The organism is Cobetia sp. ICG0124 (assembly GCF_004006355.1).
Classification (GTDB): Bacteria; Pseudomonadota; Gammaproteobacteria; order Pseudomonadales; family Halomonadaceae; genus Cobetia; species Cobetia marina.
The window spans coordinates 2373550-2387285 of record NZ_CP024893.1 but is presented as its reverse complement, the minus strand read 5'-3'; the positions used below and the strand labels follow the sequence as shown (position 1 = coordinate 2387285).

Annotated in this window: 13 protein-coding genes and 1 pseudogene; 11 read left to right on the top strand and 3 right to left on the bottom strand. The window is 63.6% G+C overall.

Annotated elements, in window-relative coordinates; translation table 11 throughout:
* The 9 genes and pseudogenes from CU110_RS11190 to acpS all read left to right on the top strand — a co-directional run bounded on the left by CU110_RS11190 (nucleotide 1) and on the right by acpS (nucleotide 8796).
* Nucleotides 1–495, top strand: a complete 495-nt coding sequence (locus tag CU110_RS11190; RefSeq protein WP_127736034.1) for a SoxR reducing system RseC family protein — start codon at nucleotides 1–3, stop codon at nucleotides 493–495.
* A complete protein-coding gene (locus tag CU110_RS11185) occupies nucleotides 492–1997 on the top strand; it encodes a DegQ family serine endoprotease (RefSeq protein ID WP_127736031.1) in 1506 nt (501 codons plus the stop codon). The genes CU110_RS11190 and CU110_RS11185 overlap by 4 nt, the downstream gene beginning before the upstream one ends.
* 37 nt (nucleotides 1998–2034) lie before the next feature.
* Nucleotides 2035–3855 (top strand): translation elongation factor 4, encoded by a 1821-nt coding sequence (gene lepA, locus CU110_RS11180; protein ID WP_084209117.1) that lies wholly within the window; start codon nucleotides 2035–2037, stop codon nucleotides 3853–3855.
* 54 nt (nucleotides 3856–3909) lie between these two features.
* Nucleotides 3910–4713, top strand: coding sequence for a signal peptidase I (gene lepB, locus CU110_RS11175; protein ID WP_077372167.1), 804 nt, complete (start codon nucleotides 3910–3912; stop codon nucleotides 4711–4713).
* 310 nt (nucleotides 4714–5023) lie between these two features.
* The gene (gene rnc / locus CU110_RS11170) at nucleotides 5024–5716 is read left to right on the top strand and encodes a ribonuclease III (protein WP_077372170.1); all 693 of its coding nucleotides are present in this window, start codon (nucleotides 5024–5026) and stop codon (nucleotides 5714–5716) included.
* Between the two features lie 92 nt (nucleotides 5717–5808).
* Nucleotides 5809–6753, top strand: a complete 945-nt coding sequence (gene era, locus CU110_RS11165; protein ID WP_077373161.1) for a GTPase Era — start codon at nucleotides 5809–5811, stop codon at nucleotides 6751–6753.
* Between the two features lie 21 nt (nucleotides 6754–6774).
* Nucleotides 6775–7491: a DNA repair protein RecO gene (recO, locus tag CU110_RS11160; RefSeq protein WP_077372173.1), complete on the top strand. Its 717-nt coding sequence runs from the start codon at nucleotides 6775–6777 to the stop codon at nucleotides 7489–7491.
* A 30-nt stretch (nucleotides 7492–7521) separates the two neighbouring features.
* A pseudogene (gene pdxJ / locus CU110_RS11155) lies at nucleotides 7522–8347 on the top strand (pyridoxine 5'-phosphate synthase).
* Nucleotides 8344–8796: a holo-ACP synthase gene (gene acpS, locus CU110_RS11150; RefSeq protein ID WP_127736028.1), complete on the top strand. Its 453-nt coding sequence runs from the start codon at nucleotides 8344–8346 to the stop codon at nucleotides 8794–8796. Before pdxJ ends, acpS begins: the two are co-directional and overlap by 4 nt.
* On the opposite strand, the gene CU110_RS11145 is transcribed toward acpS, so the two are convergent.
* From CU110_RS11145 to CU110_RS11135, 3 genes are read right to left on the bottom strand one after another with little or no spacing between them, the layout of a single operon-like run.
* Nucleotides 8688–9038, bottom strand: a complete 351-nt coding sequence (locus CU110_RS11145; protein WP_127736025.1) for an Hpt domain-containing protein — start codon at nucleotides 9036–9038, stop codon at nucleotides 8688–8690. The genes acpS and CU110_RS11145 overlap by 109 nt on opposite strands.
* A complete protein-coding gene (locus CU110_RS11140) occupies nucleotides 8972–9457 on the bottom strand; it encodes a response regulator (RefSeq protein WP_164850359.1) in 486 nt (161 codons plus the stop codon). Before CU110_RS11140 ends, CU110_RS11145 begins: the two co-directional genes overlap by 67 nt.
* Complete coding sequence (locus tag CU110_RS11135; protein ID WP_127736019.1) at nucleotides 9426–11342, bottom strand: ATP-binding protein; 1917 nt, start codon at nucleotides 11340–11342, stop codon at nucleotides 9426–9428. The genes CU110_RS11140 and CU110_RS11135 overlap by 32 nt, the downstream gene beginning before the upstream one ends.
* Here CU110_RS11135 and cysM point away from each other — a divergent pair.
* Both cysM and rlmD read left to right on the top strand, forming a co-directional pair.
* A complete protein-coding gene (gene cysM, locus CU110_RS11130; RefSeq protein ID WP_127736016.1) occupies nucleotides 11341–12303 on the top strand; it encodes a cysteine synthase CysM in 963 nt (320 codons plus the stop codon). The two genes, CU110_RS11135 and cysM, sit on opposite strands and share 2 nt — an antisense overlap.
* On the top strand, nucleotides 12303–13706 hold the full coding sequence (rlmD, locus tag CU110_RS11125; protein ID WP_084209115.1) for a 23S rRNA (uracil(1939)-C(5))-methyltransferase RlmD: 1404 nt from the start codon (nucleotides 12303–12305) through the stop codon (nucleotides 13704–13706). Before cysM ends, rlmD begins: the two co-directional genes overlap by 1 nt.
* Nucleotides 13707–13736: the final 30 nt, after the last annotated feature.

The following is a 13736-nucleotide window of genomic DNA, read 5'->3' as shown; positions in this document are numbered from 1 at the left end:
ATGATGCAGGAAGAAGGGCAGGTCACCGGTCATGGCAGGGAAGGGGTGTGGGTCGAGACCCAGCGCCGCTCCACCTGCGGAGCCTGCAAGGCTCGCAGCAGTTGCGGGAGCGGGCTGTTGAGCCAGTTCTCGCGCCGCAAGGCACACCGCGTGCTGATTCATGTGCCGCTTGGCGAGGCGTGGCCGATGGTCGGCGAACGGGTCGTGATCGGTATCGACGAATCCGCCTTCCTGCGCAGTGCCGGACTGCTGTATGGCCTGCCGCTGATGAGTGGCATGCTCGGCGGTATCGTGGCCGAGCAGCTGGCAGGCGCAGGGGCTCTGGTGGTGCCGCTGGGCTTTGCGCTCTCGCTGGCGGCGGGGCTGGGCGTGGTGCGCTGGCATGCCGCGCGTCCTGAGCAGCAGGCGCTGTATCGTCCCCGCCTGCTGCGTCGCCTGGGAGTGGACTCGCTGGCCATCAAGGCTGACAGGACGTACCAGGAGTCGCATCGATGAAATCGCTTTCTCGCCTGATGGCGCCCGCGTTGGCCATGGCTGCCCTGATGGGTGCCCAGATGGCCCAGGCGCGTGAACTTCCCGATTTTACCCAGCTGGTCAAGGATTCGGCGCCTGCCGTGGTCAACATCGCGACCACCACCGAGATCAAACGTACCTCGGGCCCGGTGTTCCGTGGCCCGGATGGCCAGGAAATGCCGGAGTTCTTCAAGCACTTCTTCGGTGATCAGTTCCCCGGTCAGGGGCGTGGGGGGATCGAGAAGCGCTCCAGCCTCGGCTCCGGCTTCATCATCTCCGACGATGGCTACATCATGACCAACGCCCACGTCGTGGATGGTGCCGACGAGGTGATGGTGCGCCTGAATGACCGTCGGGAGCTGAAGGCTCAGGTGGTCGGCGAGGACAAGAAGACCGATATCGCGCTGCTCAAGGTCAAGGCGGATGATCTGCCCACTCTGCCGATGGGCGACAGTGATGCCCTGGAAGTCGGTCAGTGGGTGGCGGCCATCGGCTCGCCGTTCGGCTTCGATCACTCCGTCACGGCGGGGATCGTCAGTGCCATCGATCGCACGCTGCCCTCGGATGCCTATGTGCCCTTCATCCAGACGGATGTCGCGATCAACCCGGGCAACTCCGGGGGGCCGCTGTTTGATCTCGAGGGAGACGTGGTCGGAATCAACTCCCAGATCTACACCCGCTCCGGTGGCTTCATGGGGGTGAGCTTCGCGATTCCCATCAATGTGGCGATGGATGTGGCCGACAAGCTCAAGACCGATGGTCGCGTCGATCGTGGCTGGCTGGGGGTCGTCATCCAGCCGGTATCCAAGGATCTGGCCGAATCCTTCGGGCTGGACCGGGCGCGTGGCGCGCTGATCGCCGATCTTGACCCGGATGGCCCGGCCGCAGCGTCCGGCCTCAAGGCGGGCGACATCATCATGGCGGTCGATGGCGATGAGGTGGAAACCTCCGCCAATCTGCCGCGCATGGTCGGTGCCAGCTCGCCGGGGGATTCGCTCAAGCTTTCCATCCTGCGAGATGGCAAGCATCAGACCCTGCAGGCCAAGGTAGGTCACTGGCCGGGCAGCGATCAGGACAAGATCGCCGCTGCCAGCAATGACAAGCAAGGCCTGGGCATTGCCGTGACCGAGCTTGGCAAGGCGGCGCTGGCAGACATGAACCTCGACAATGGCGTCAAGGTGCTGGAGGTCGACCCACAGGGCGTGGCGGCAGAGGCGGGCATCACTGCCGGCGATGTGCTGGTCGAGCTCAATCAGCAGCCGTTGACCAGCGTGCAGTCGCTGCGTGACGTGGTGGCCAAGCTGCCGGCGGATCGCCCGGTCTCGCTGCGCCTGGTGCGCAACGGTCGCCCGCTGTACATCGCTTTGCGCATGCGCGGGCTGGGTGAGAGAGGTGCAAAAGGTAACGCCTTCTATCATCGCCTCAAGTCGGACTGTACAATGCGTGCAATTCGATTTCCGTCGTCTCCCGTGTTGGCCGTGTGATTTCACGGAGACGGGCACAAATACAGAGCAGTGATCCATGACCGAACGCGTAACGCCGCCGTCCTTGAAGCATATCCGCAACTTTTCAATCATCGCCCACATCGACCACGGCAAGTCCACGCTGGCTGACCGCATCATTCAGCTGTGCGAAGGCTTGAGTGACCGTGAGCTCAAGGAGCAGGTGCTTGACTCGATGGACATCGAGCGTGAGCGCGGCATCACCATCAAGGCTCAGTCGGTGACCCTCGACTACCACGCCGATGATGGCAATACCTATCAGCTGAACTTCATCGATACCCCGGGCCACGTCGACTTCTCCTATGAAGTCTCGCGCTCGCTGTATGCCTGTGAAGGGGCGCTGCTGGTGGTGGATGCCGGTCAGGGCGTCGAAGCCCAGTCGGTGGCCAACTGCTACACCGCCATCGAGCAGGGCCTCGAGGTGCTGCCGGTCCTCAACAAGATGGATCTGCCGCAGGCGGACCCGGAGAAGGTCTCCCAGGAGATCGAGGAGATCATCGGTCTGGACGCGACGGATGCCTGTCAGGTGTCGGCCAAGTCCGGCATGGGCATGGAAGCGCTGCTCGAACGTCTGGTGCGTGACATTCCGCCGCCCAAGGGCGATCCGGAAGCGCCGCTGCAGGCGTTGATCATCGACTCCTGGTTCGACAACTACCTCGGCGTCGTCTCGCTGGTGCGTATCTTCGACGGCACCCTGAAGAAGGGTGAGAAGATCCGCCTGAAGTCCACCGGCCGCGACTGGGAAACCGGCGCGATCGGTATCTTCACGCCCAAGCGCAAGGAAACCGGTGTGCTGCGTGCCGGCGAGGTAGGCTTCATCGTCGCCGGCATCAAGGACATCATGGGCGCGCCGGTGGGTGACACCATCGTGCACACCAAGACGGCCGACAAGGTCGAGCGTCTGCCGGGCTTCCAGAAGGTCAAGCCGCAGGTTTACGCCGGCATGTTCCCGATCAGCTCCGATGACTACGAGGACTTCCGTGACGCGCTGCAGAAACTGGCGCTCAACGATGCCTCGCTGGATTACGAGCCGGAGAACTCCGACGCACTGGGCTTCGGCTTCCGCGTCGGCTTCCTGGGCACCCTGCACATGGAGATCATCCAGGAGCGTCTGGAGCGCGAGTACAATCTCGACCTGCTGACGACTGCGCCGACGGTGATCTACGAGGTGCTGATGGACAACGGCGAAGTGCTGCCGGTGTCCAACCCCTCGAAGCTTCCGGACATGGCCAACGTCGATGAACTGCGTGAGCCGATCTGCCGCGCCACCATCCTCGTGCCACAGGAATACGTCGGCAACGTCATCACCGAGTGCGTCAATCGTCGCGGCGTCCAGCTCGACATGCAGTTCCTGGGCAGCCAGATCCAGCTGGTCTACGAGCTGCCGATGGCCGAGGTCGTGATGGACTTCTTCGATCGCCTCAAGTCCATCTCCAAGGGCTATGCCTCTCTGGATTACAGCTTCGAGCGTTTCGAGGCGGCCAAGCTGGTACGTCTGGACGTGCTGATCAATGGCGATCGCGTCGATGCGCTGGCGGCCATCATCCACCGCGACCATGCTCACGGCCGTGGCCGACTGCTGGTCGAGAAGATGAAGGAACTGATCCCGCGTCAGATGTTCGACGTGGCGATCCAGGCGGCCGTCGGAGGTCAGGTCGTGGCACGCTCCACCGTGAAGGCGCTGCGCAAGAACGTGACCGCCAAGTGCTACGGCGGCGACGTCAGCCGCAAGAAGAAGCTGCTCGAGAAGCAGAAAGCGGGCAAGAAGCGCATGAAGCAGGTCGGCCGGGTGGAAATTCCCCAGGACGCCTTCCTTGCCGTGCTCAAGATGAACGACTGATGCAGGCCGCCGGCTGGCGGCCTGCCCCAAGACCCAGGGCAGACAGGGATGACGATGGATTTCTCGCTAGTATTGGTGATTGCCGTAGCGGTAGCCGGCGTGGTGTGGCTGATAGATCTGATTGCCCTGCGCGGTGCGCGCAAGGCGCGTCTGGCCAAGGCCGAGGCATCCGTCGAAGGGGAGCTGGACAGTGGTACGCGTGAGAAGCTGACGCGGGACCCGTGGCTGGTGGACTATGCCAAGTCGTTCTTTCCGGTACTGTTGCTGGTGCTGGTGGTGCGCTCATTCGCCTATGAGCCGTTCCAGATTCCCTCCGGCTCGATGCTGCCGACGCTCAAGATCGGCGACTTCATCCTGGTCAACAAGTATGACTATGGCCTGCGCCTGCCGGTGGTCGACACCAAGGTGCTGGAGGTCGGCGAGCCCGAGCGTGGTGACGTGATGGTGTTCCGTTTCCCGGAGGACCCGTCCACCAACTTCATCAAGCGCGTCGTCGGTCTGCCCGGTGACACCATTCGCTATGAGGGCAAGCAGCTCTACGTGAATGGTCAGGCGGTCAGCAAGACGCTCAATGCGCGCAACGTCAGTGAGCAGCCCGGCGAGAGTCTGCTGGATGAGACACTGGGGAAACACGCCCATCAAATCTACAATAACCCTCAGGACCCCGGTCCGCAGATGCGCGAGATCCGGGTGCCTGAAGGGCAGTACTTCGTGATGGGTGACAACCGCGACCATTCCAACGACAGCCGCTACTGGGGCTTCGTGCCGGAAGAGAACATCGTCGGCAAGGCGGTCGCGGTGTGGATGCACTGGAAGGACGGATTCCCGGACTTTTCCTCGGTACGCCTGATTCATTGATCAGTGCATTGACCGGGCCGCCGAGAGGCGGCCCGGTCGTGTCTGGCAGCGCCGCTTCGACATGGGACGATGCGTCGTGCCTGCCATGTCAACCTGCTGTTCATCATGTCGGACCCGAGGCCACGAGCCTGCGGGCAGCGCGGCTGACGAATATCGGATTGGGATGGTGGCGATCGGCAACTCCTCAAGCCGTGTAGGCTTCGGGCATCGCGAAGCATGTCGATGACGACAGGCATCAGCCGTCAAGACTGATGCACCATTCGACAGGACGCCTGCGGGCGTCAGCGACAAAAAGAGAGTAGGGAGACCTGTGAGTAGCCCGCTGAATGCCTTTGTAAAGCGTATCGGCCACACCTTCGAGGATGCCAGTCTGTTGGAACTGGCATTGACCCATCGAAGCTATGGTGGCCAGAACAATGAGCGGCTCGAGTTTCTTGGCGATTCCATCGTCAATTTCGTGATCGCCGAAGCGCTGTTCCTGCGCTTCCCCCAGGCCCGTGAGGGCCAGCTGTCACGCCTGCGTGCGCGTCTGGTCAAGGGCCAGACCCTGGCGGAGCTTGCCCGTGAGTTCAAGCTGGGCGAGAACCTGCGCTTGGGCTCCGGCGAGATGAAGAGCGGCGGTCATCGTCGCGAATCCATCCTGGCTGACGCCGTGGAAGCCGTGATCGGTGCCATCTATCTGGATGCTGGCATGCAGGTCGTGCGTGAACACGTGCTGCGCTGGTACGACAGCCGTCTTGAGGCGTTGAACCTTCAGGACACCCAGAAAGATCCCAAGACACGTCTGCAGGAATTCCTGCAATCGCGTCAGGCGGCCCTGCCGCGCTATGAGGTGACCAGCGTCGAAGGCGAAGCGCATTCGCAGACCTTCAGCGTCGATTGCCACGTCGAGATGATCGACACCAAGACCACAGGCGTCGGCTCCAGCCGTCGCCATGCTGAACAGCAGGCGGCCGAGTTCGCGCTGCAACTGCTCGAACCTGCCCGCGGAGGCCGCTCATGAGCCATACCCCAGAAGACAACGTCACCCCGAGCGGCGACGCCCCTGATGCCTCTACCGAGACGCACACCGGCAACGCCGATGCCCTCGAGGGCATGCTGGCGGCCGCCGGTGTCAGCGATCAGCCGCTGCCGGATACCCGCTGTGGCTTCGTCGCCATCGTCGGGCGCCCCAATGTCGGCAAGTCGACGCTGATGAACCACATCCTGGGCCAGAAGGTCTCGATCACCTCGCGTCGTCCGCAGACCACACGTCACCAGGTGATGGGCATCCACACCGAGGACGGCACCCAGTGCGTCTTCGTCGATACCCCGGGGATCCACATCATGCAGCGCGATCGCAACAAGGCGATCAACCGCTTCATGAACCAGACCGCCACCCAGGCGCTGCGCGATGTGGACGCCGTGGTGTTCATCGTCGACCGCACCCGCTGGATGGAAGAAGACCAGATCGTGCTCGAGAAGCTGGCCCACGTGAAGGCGCCGGTGATTCTCGTCGTCAACAAGATCGACTGGCTGAAGGACAAGACCACTCTGGCCCCTTGGCTCCAGAGTCTTCAGGAGCGTCGTGACTTCGCGGCCATCATCCCGATGTCGGCCAAGAATGGCACCAACATCGACCTGCTGCTCGAGAACGTGATGGGGCGTCTGCCGCACGGCGAGCACATGTTCGCGGATGATCAGATCACCAACAAGAGCTCACGTTTCCTGGCCTCCGAGCTGGTGCGCGAGAAGGTGATGCGTCAGCTGGGTGACGAACTGCCGTACCAGATGACCGTCGAGATCGAGGAATTCAAGACCGATCAGCGCGGCACGCTGCACATCAGCGCGCTGATGATGGTCGAGCGTCAGGGCCAGAAGAAGATCCTGATCGGCGAGAATGGCGAGCGCATCAAGAACATCGGTCGCGAAGCGCGTCTCGAGATGGAGCGTGCCTTCGATGCCAAGGTGATGCTCAACCTGTGGGTCAAGGTCAAGCGTGGCTGGTCGGATGACGAGCGCGCCCTGAAAAGCCTGGGTTACACCCACGACAAGGACTGATGTCTGTCGTGAGCCTGTCCGATGACGCCGCAACCGGCCTTCCTGCTGCATCGCAAGCCGTATCGTGAAACCAGTGCCATCATCGAGTTGCTGACCCTCGAGCATGGTCGGGTGCGCGCGGTGGCACGCGGTGTCCAGCGTCCGGGCAGCAAGTCGCGGGCGCGACTGCAGCCGTTCACTCCCCTGCACGTCACCTGGCGCGGGGAAAGCGATCTCAAGACGCTCAACCTGATGGAGACCGGCGGCAGCGCCAGTCTGCTGGCGGGGGAAGGGCTTCTGTGTGGCTTCTATGCCAATGAGCTATTGACGCGCACCTTGCCGGTGGAAATGCCGGTACCGGAGCTGTTCGCCCTCTATTCGCTGACCCTGGATGACGTGGCGCTGCCTGCTCGTCGCGCCCCGGCACTCAGGCGACTGGAATACACCCTGCTGGAAGCCCTTGAGCAATTGCCGCAGTTTCGTACGCTGGAGGATGCCCCTCTGATGCCCGACGTGCGCTACGACTATGTCGCCAGCGAGCGGCGTTTTCGCGCCCAACCCGAGGGGGCGGCAGGTATCGAGGGGCGTGCCTTGAAGCTGCTGGCCAGTGAGGACTGGGGGCACGCCGGCCTGTCGCGCGAGAGTCTATGGCTGGCGCGGCGCGCACTGGCGCCATTGCTGGGAGAGCGTCCGCTGCGCTCGCGTGAACTGATGCGTCAGCTGACCGCCCGGCGACGTGAAAGTCGTCAGACGGGATGATGTTTCCATCTCCATCGCTAGGAGCTGATCATGCACCCGCTGCGTATCCTGCTCGGGGTCAATATTGACCACATCGCCACTCTGCGCCAGGCGCGTGGCACCCGTTATCCGGACCCGGTCCAGGCCGCGCTGGTCGCGGAGGAAGCCGGCGCCGATGGCATCACCGTGCACCTGCGTGAAGACCGTCGCCATATCCAGGAGCGCGACGTGCGTCTTCTGGCCGAGGTGCTCAATACGCGCATGAATCTCGAGATGGCCGTCAGTGACGAGATGCTGGCGCTGGCCGAGGAAGTGCGTCCGGCCAATGTCTGCCTGGTGCCGGAGAAGCGCGAGGAACTGACCACCGAGGGTGGTCTGGATGTCGCCGGGGATCTGGAACGCATCCGTGCGGCCTGTGAGCGTCTCGCGGCGGCGGGCTGTGAAGTCTCGCTGTTCATCGACCCGGAGCCTGAGCAGATTCGGGCCGCCTTCGAGGCCGGGGCGCCAGTCGTCGAGCTTCACACCGGTGCCTACGCGGATGCCAGCGGTGAAGCGGCGCGTGTCGAATTCGAGCGCATCGCGGCTGCAGCCGAGCTCGCCAACGAGCTGGGCCTGATCGTCAATGCCGGGCATGGTCTCAACTATCACAACGTCGAGGCCATCGCGGGCATCTCGGGGCTGAACGAGTTGAACATCGGCCATGCGATCATCGCGCGTGCCATGTTCGTCGGCCTCAAGGAGGCCGTCATCGAGATGAAGCGCCTGTGCATCGCCGGACAGGAAGCGGGGCTGATGGCAGCGCTGGATGCACACGACCATGACCATGAGCACGATGAGGATCATGAGCACGTGCAGGAGGTCAGGCTGCTGCGGATGATCGTCGGGATAGGCACGGACATCGCGCGAATCGAGCGTTTCGAGGCCGGCATGGCACGTCACGGAGAGCGCTTCGCTCGGCGTCTGCTCGGAGCGCAGGAGCTGGCACGCTTCGCGGATCACCCCCAGCCGGCGGCTTTTCTGGCCAAGCGTTTCGCGGCCAAGGAAGCCTTCGTCAAGGCGCTGGGCACCGGGCTGCGCCAGGGCATGCGTTTCACCCAGATCCAGGTGGTGAACGATGCGTTGGGCAAGCCGTCCTTCGTGCTGTCAGATGAGGCGGAAGCGCTGACTGCACGTGCCGGGATTCGTCATCTGCATCTGTCGATCAGTGATGAGCGTGATCAGGCCATCGCCTTCGTGGTGCTGGAGCGCTTGGCTTCCTCGCTCTGCGCCCACTGGGCAAGGCTTGCGATGGCATCGAACAGCGCGGCGACGTCGTCCTCCAGCTGATCCAGGCCACTGACGCGCAGGCGTGTCTCCAGCGCCTCGACCAGCAGTGCCAGGCGCGGCACGCCACAGTAGCGGCAGGCGCCATTCAGATAGTGCACCCCATCGAGCATGGCCTCGCCATCCTGCACCGCCCAGGCCCTGCGGATGGTGACCTCACTCTCCGGCAGACTCTTGATCAGCAGTCCCAGCATCTCCAGGGCCAGCGCCTTGCGCCCGCCGGCCATCTCGATGCCCAGTGCCATGTCGACGATGGGCAGTTCGCCATCCTGCTCGGCACGCTGAGCGTGATGCCAAGGTGACGGCTCAGCATGTTGGCCAGCAGGTGCTCGTCGACCGGCTTGATGAGGTAGTCATCCATGCCCTCGGCCAGCAGCTCCCGGCGCTCGTGTGCCAGGGCGTGCGCGGTCAACGCGATGACGGGAAGGTGCTCATGGCGCATGCGCTGTTGATGGCGCAGAGCCTTGGTGGCTTCCAGGCCGTTCATGCCCGGCATCTGGATATCCATCAGTACCGCATCCACCGGCTGCTGCTGTGCCAGGGCCAACGCTTCCTCGCCACTCTGGGCGGCCAGGGTATCCAGTCCCATGTCGGTGAGCAGTTCCTCGGCCAGCAGGCGATTGGAGGGGTTGTCATCGACGACCATCACGCACTTGCGCGTCATGTTCGGCGTCTCCGTCGCGCCGCGGTGAATGCAGCAGGTTGGCCAGCTTGTGGCGCATCTGCAGGCGTGTGACCGGCTTGCTGAGCAGTTCGTCGATCCCGTATTGCTGCAGGTCCTCGATATTGGCCGGCAGTGGCGCATTCAGCAGACACAGCACGCGACACGGCAGGTGCTTGAGGCGCTGACTCCATTCCTCCAGCCGCTTCAGGTCACGGCTTTCCAGGGCGACTACCACGAGATCAGGCTGCTCCTCGATGCCGACGAGGTCCAGCGACCAGCGCGAGAGCAGGTAGCTCAGGGCGCGGCGCGTGGCCGGGTGTGGCTCGATGAGACAGATGCGCTGATGATCGAAGACGATCTCGCGCGGGCGCTCCTCGATGCTGCTGACGGCCACCGGCACGCTGAACAGGAAGGTGGAGCCATGTCCGGGCAGGCTTTCGACCTGGATCTCGCCACCCATCTGCTCCACCAGGCGCTTCGAGATCATCAGGCCCAGGCCGGTGCCGCCGAACTGGCGGGCGCGGGACGGGTCACCCTGGGAGAAGGCCTGGAACAGGCGGTTGCGTTGCGCACTGTCCATGCCGATGCCGGTATCGGCCACGGCAATCTTCAGGCGGGTACTGCTGCCGGATAGGTCATCCACCATCACGCGGACGATCACTTCGCCCTGTTCGGTGAACTTGACCGCATTGGCCACCAGATTGGTGACCACCTGCTTGATGCGCAGCGGGTCACCCTCGAAGCGTTGTGGCACGTCATCGTAGACCAGCCCCAGCAGGTGCAGATGCTTGCGATGCGCCTCCGGGGCGTGCATCGCCAGCACTTCCTCGATGAGCGGCTCGATGTCCATCTGGACCTTCTCGAGTTCGAGCTTGCCGGCCTCGATCTTGGAGAAGTCCAGGATGTCATTGATCAATGACATCAGCGAGGAGGAGGCGTTCTGCATGTGGCCCAGCCAGTCGCGCTGGCGGTTGTCCAGGTCACTGCGCCCCAGCAGGTTGCTGAAGCCGATGATGCCATTGAGCGGCGTGCGGATCTCATGGCTCATGTTGGCGAGGAATTCCGACTTGATGCGGTTGGCTTCCAGCGCCTTGCGGCGTGCCATGTCCAGTTCGATGTTCTTGATCTCGACGGTTTCCATCGACTCGTGCAGGTCACGCGTCGTCTGGTCGATCTGGTCCTGCATGTCTTCCCGCGCGCGCTTGAGCTGCTCGACGCTGAGATTGTAGTGCTCGGCCAGCTCGCTCATGTCGTCATTGCCCTGCACCGGTAGACGCTGGTGAGTCTCGCCGCGCGCGAGGCGGGTCATGGCTTCGCCAAGGTCATGGAAGGGCTGCAGCATGCGACGTGAGGCATGGTAGGCGAACAGCAGCAGTGCCAGTCCGAAGACCAGATTGGCCAGCCCATAGCCGACCAGCAGCTGATAGCGGTGCAGCACGATACGGGTATCGGAGGCCTCGAGAATCAGCCAGGAGATGCGGTCTCCGCGTCGTGCCTCCCGCCATGGGTCGATCACCGGTGTCACCAGCACCAGCGCGTCGGGGGCTTGCGGATAGGCGTCGCTTTCCAGCAGCGAGCTTGTCTGTGGACGTTGGCTCGGCCCCATGTGAAGCAGGGTGCCACCCTCGGGGGTTCGCAGCGTCAACCCTCGCACGTCGCGTTGATCGATGAGCATCTGTGCCAGTTCATGCAGACGCTGGTCGTCGGCTTCCAGGGCGGCATTGGCAAGCCCGGGCATGATCGCCTGCACACTGGCCTGCAGACGCTGCATCATGGCGGTGCGTTCACGACTGATCTCACGATCCACCACATAGAGGCTGAACAGCAGGCTCGTGGCAAGCGGCAGCAGAAGCAACGCGAGCTGAAAGCGGGTTCTAAGCAGCATGGCAGTCCATCGCGACGGGGCGGCGGGAGCGATATACTGCGCACATCTTCTACACCCCCTTGCCGCGACTGAATTCCCCAGTCTTGCCGATGTCGTCGGCAATACGCCGTTGGTACGCCTGACGCGTATCACCGCCGGTCGCAACAACGTCTTGCTGGCCAAGCTGGAAGGCCACAATCCCGCGGGTTCCGTGAAGGATCGTCCGGCGCTTTCGATGTTCAATGAAGCCGAGGCCCGTGGCGAGATCCAGCCCGGTGACACCCTGGTGGAAGCCACCTCCGGCAACACCGGCATCGCGCTGGCGATGGTCGCGGCCATCAAGGGCTACCGCATGGTGCTGGTGATGCCCTCCACTGCCTCCAGCGAGCGCAAGCAGGCCATGGGCGCGTATGGCGCGACGCTGATCGAGGCAGACAACATGGAGCACGCGCGGGACATCGCCGATGGGATGATCGCGCGTGGCGAGGGCAAGGCCCTTGATCAGTTCGCCAATCAGGACAATCCCCTGGCGCACTACCGCACCACCGGACCGGAACTCTGGCAACAGACTCAGGGACGCATCACGCATTTCGTCTCCTCCATGGGCACGACCGGCACCATCATGGGCACCTCGCGCTATCTCAAGGAGCAGAATCCCGCCATCGAGATCGTGGGACTGCAACCGGCGGACGGCGCCAGCATCGCCGGCATCCGTCGTTGGCCCGAGGCCTATCTGCCGCGCATCTTCGATGCCTCGCGCATCGACCGCACCCTGGATATCGCTCAGCGGGACGCTGAAGTCTGCATGCGCCGTCTGGCGCGTGAGGAAGGCATTCTGGCGGGCGTGTCCTCCGGCGGCGCCCTGGCAGGGGCGCTCACGGTGGCGGAGCAGGTCGAGAACGCGGTGATCGTGTTCATCGTCTGTGACCGTGGCGACCGCTATCTGTCGACCGGCCTCTACACCCACGGAGATGACCTCTGATGGCACTGCTCGGACAGAAACGCCCAGCGCGCAAACCGACGCGTCGTGAGAAGGAAGTGGCCAGTCGCGAGACGCGCAACGTTAGTGATGCCGACAGCCAATGGCTGACGGTGGAACGTCTGGCGCATGATGGGCGAGGCGTCGCGCATGACGAGAACGGCAAGACCCAGTTCATCGACCAGGCCTTGCCCGGTGAGCGGGTCACGCTGGCCATCCACCGAACCCACAAGCGCTTCAACGAGGCGCATGTGCGCTCGCGGGACAATGCTGCCGAGAGTCGCGTGACGCCGCCGTGTGCGCACTTTGGCACCTGTGGTGGTTGTGATCTCCAGCACCTGGCATTGCCGGCCCAGCGCACCCACAAGGTGCAGGTGCTCAGTGAGCATGCACAGCGCAATGGCGTGGCGCTGGCGGATATCCAGCCACTGGGCGAGGACGAGCATCGTTATCGTCGGCGTGCACGCCTCGGGGTGCGCGTCACGGACAGCGGCGAGATCCAGCTGGGCTTCCGCGGCCGTGGCAGCAATCAGCTGGTGGATATCCAGAGCTGCAGCGTGCTGGTGCCGGCGCTGGATCGACTGATCACGCCGCTGCGCGAGCTGATCAATACGCTGGAAGCGCCCAAGCGTCTGGGCCATCTGGAGCTGACGGCCGCGGATGACCAGGTCATCCTGGTGATTCGACAGCTCAAGGCCGTGCCGCGTGATGCCGAGCGCTGGCAGGCCTTTGCCGAACAGCATGGGCTGGTGGTCGGCTGGCGAGTCGGGCGTGATCCGGTGGTGCTGGAATGGCTGGCCGGCACGCCGGACGCCGCCTACTCCGTGCGCGTCGGCGAGCGGACACTGCGTCTCGCCTTCTCGCCGGGTGACTTCGTGCAGGTCAATGCCGCGCTCAATCAGCGCCTGGTGGATACGGCGCTGGACTGGCTGGGCGACGTCAGTGGCCTTGCGGTCATGGACCTCTATGCCGGAGTCGGCAATCTCACGCTGGCCGTGGCGGCAGCGGGGGCCGCGAAGGTAACCGGCATCGAAGGCAGCCAGGGCATGGTGGATCAGCTGATCGCCAATGCCGAGCACAACGCGCTGCCTCAGGTGAGCGCTCGACGCGCCGACCTCAGTCGTGCGCTGCCATCACTCGAGGGTATCGACCTTCTGGTACTGGACCCGCCGCGCGATGGCGCTCAGCCTCTATGCGATGAGCTGGCACGTCACCTGCATGCCGGGAAGGTCTCCCATGCACCCGCACGGGTGCTGTACATCGCCTGTGACCCGACCACGTTGATGCGTGACGTGAAGATGCTCACCGACGCCGGCTATCGTGTCACGCGTGCGCTGATGGCGGACATGTTCGTTCACACGGCACATCTGGAATCGATGCTGCTGCTGGAGCGGATGGAAGACTGAGACGGCGCCCCCGGGCGCTGTCATCAAGAT

Bases quoted from the DNA above. Each gene is read 5' to 3' on its own strand.
- CU110_RS11190 (WP_127736034.1), top strand. From the start codon at position 1: ATGATGCAGGAAGAAGGGCAGGTCACCGGTCATGGCAGGGAAGGGGTG.
- CU110_RS11185 (WP_127736031.1), top strand. From the start codon at position 492: ATGAAATCGCTTTCTCGCCTGATGGCGCCCGCGTTGGCCATGGCTGCC.
- lepA (WP_084209117.1), top strand. From the start codon at position 2,035: ATGACCGAACGCGTAACGCCGCCGTCCTTGAAGCATATCCGCAACTTT.
- lepB (WP_077372167.1), top strand. From the start codon at position 3,910: ATGGATTTCTCGCTAGTATTGGTGATTGCCGTAGCGGTAGCCGGCGTG.
- era (WP_077373161.1), top strand. From the start codon at position 5,809: ATGCTGGCGGCCGCCGGTGTCAGCGATCAGCCGCTGCCGGATACCCGC.
- recO (WP_077372173.1), top strand. From the start codon at position 6,775: ATGACGCCGCAACCGGCCTTCCTGCTGCATCGCAAGCCGTATCGTGAA.
- acpS (WP_127736028.1), top strand. From the start codon at position 8,344: ATGATCGTCGGGATAGGCACGGACATCGCGCGAATCGAGCGTTTCGAG.
- CU110_RS11145 (WP_127736025.1), bottom strand. From the start codon at position 9,038: ATGGCACTGGGCATCGAGATGGCCGGCGGGCGCAAGGCGCTGGCCCTG.
- CU110_RS11140 (WP_164850359.1), bottom strand. From the start codon at position 9,457: ATGACGCGCAAGTGCGTGATGGTCGTCGATGACAACCCCTCCAATCGC.
- cysM (WP_127736016.1), top strand. From the start codon at position 11,341: ATGGCAGTCCATCGCGACGGGGCGGCGGGAGCGATATACTGCGCACAT.
- CU110_RS11135 (WP_127736019.1), bottom strand. From the start codon at position 11,342: ATGCTGCTTAGAACCCGCTTTCAGCTCGCGTTGCTTCTGCTGCCGCTT.
- rlmD (WP_084209115.1), top strand. From the start codon at position 12,303: ATGGCACTGCTCGGACAGAAACGCCCAGCGCGCAAACCGACGCGTCGT.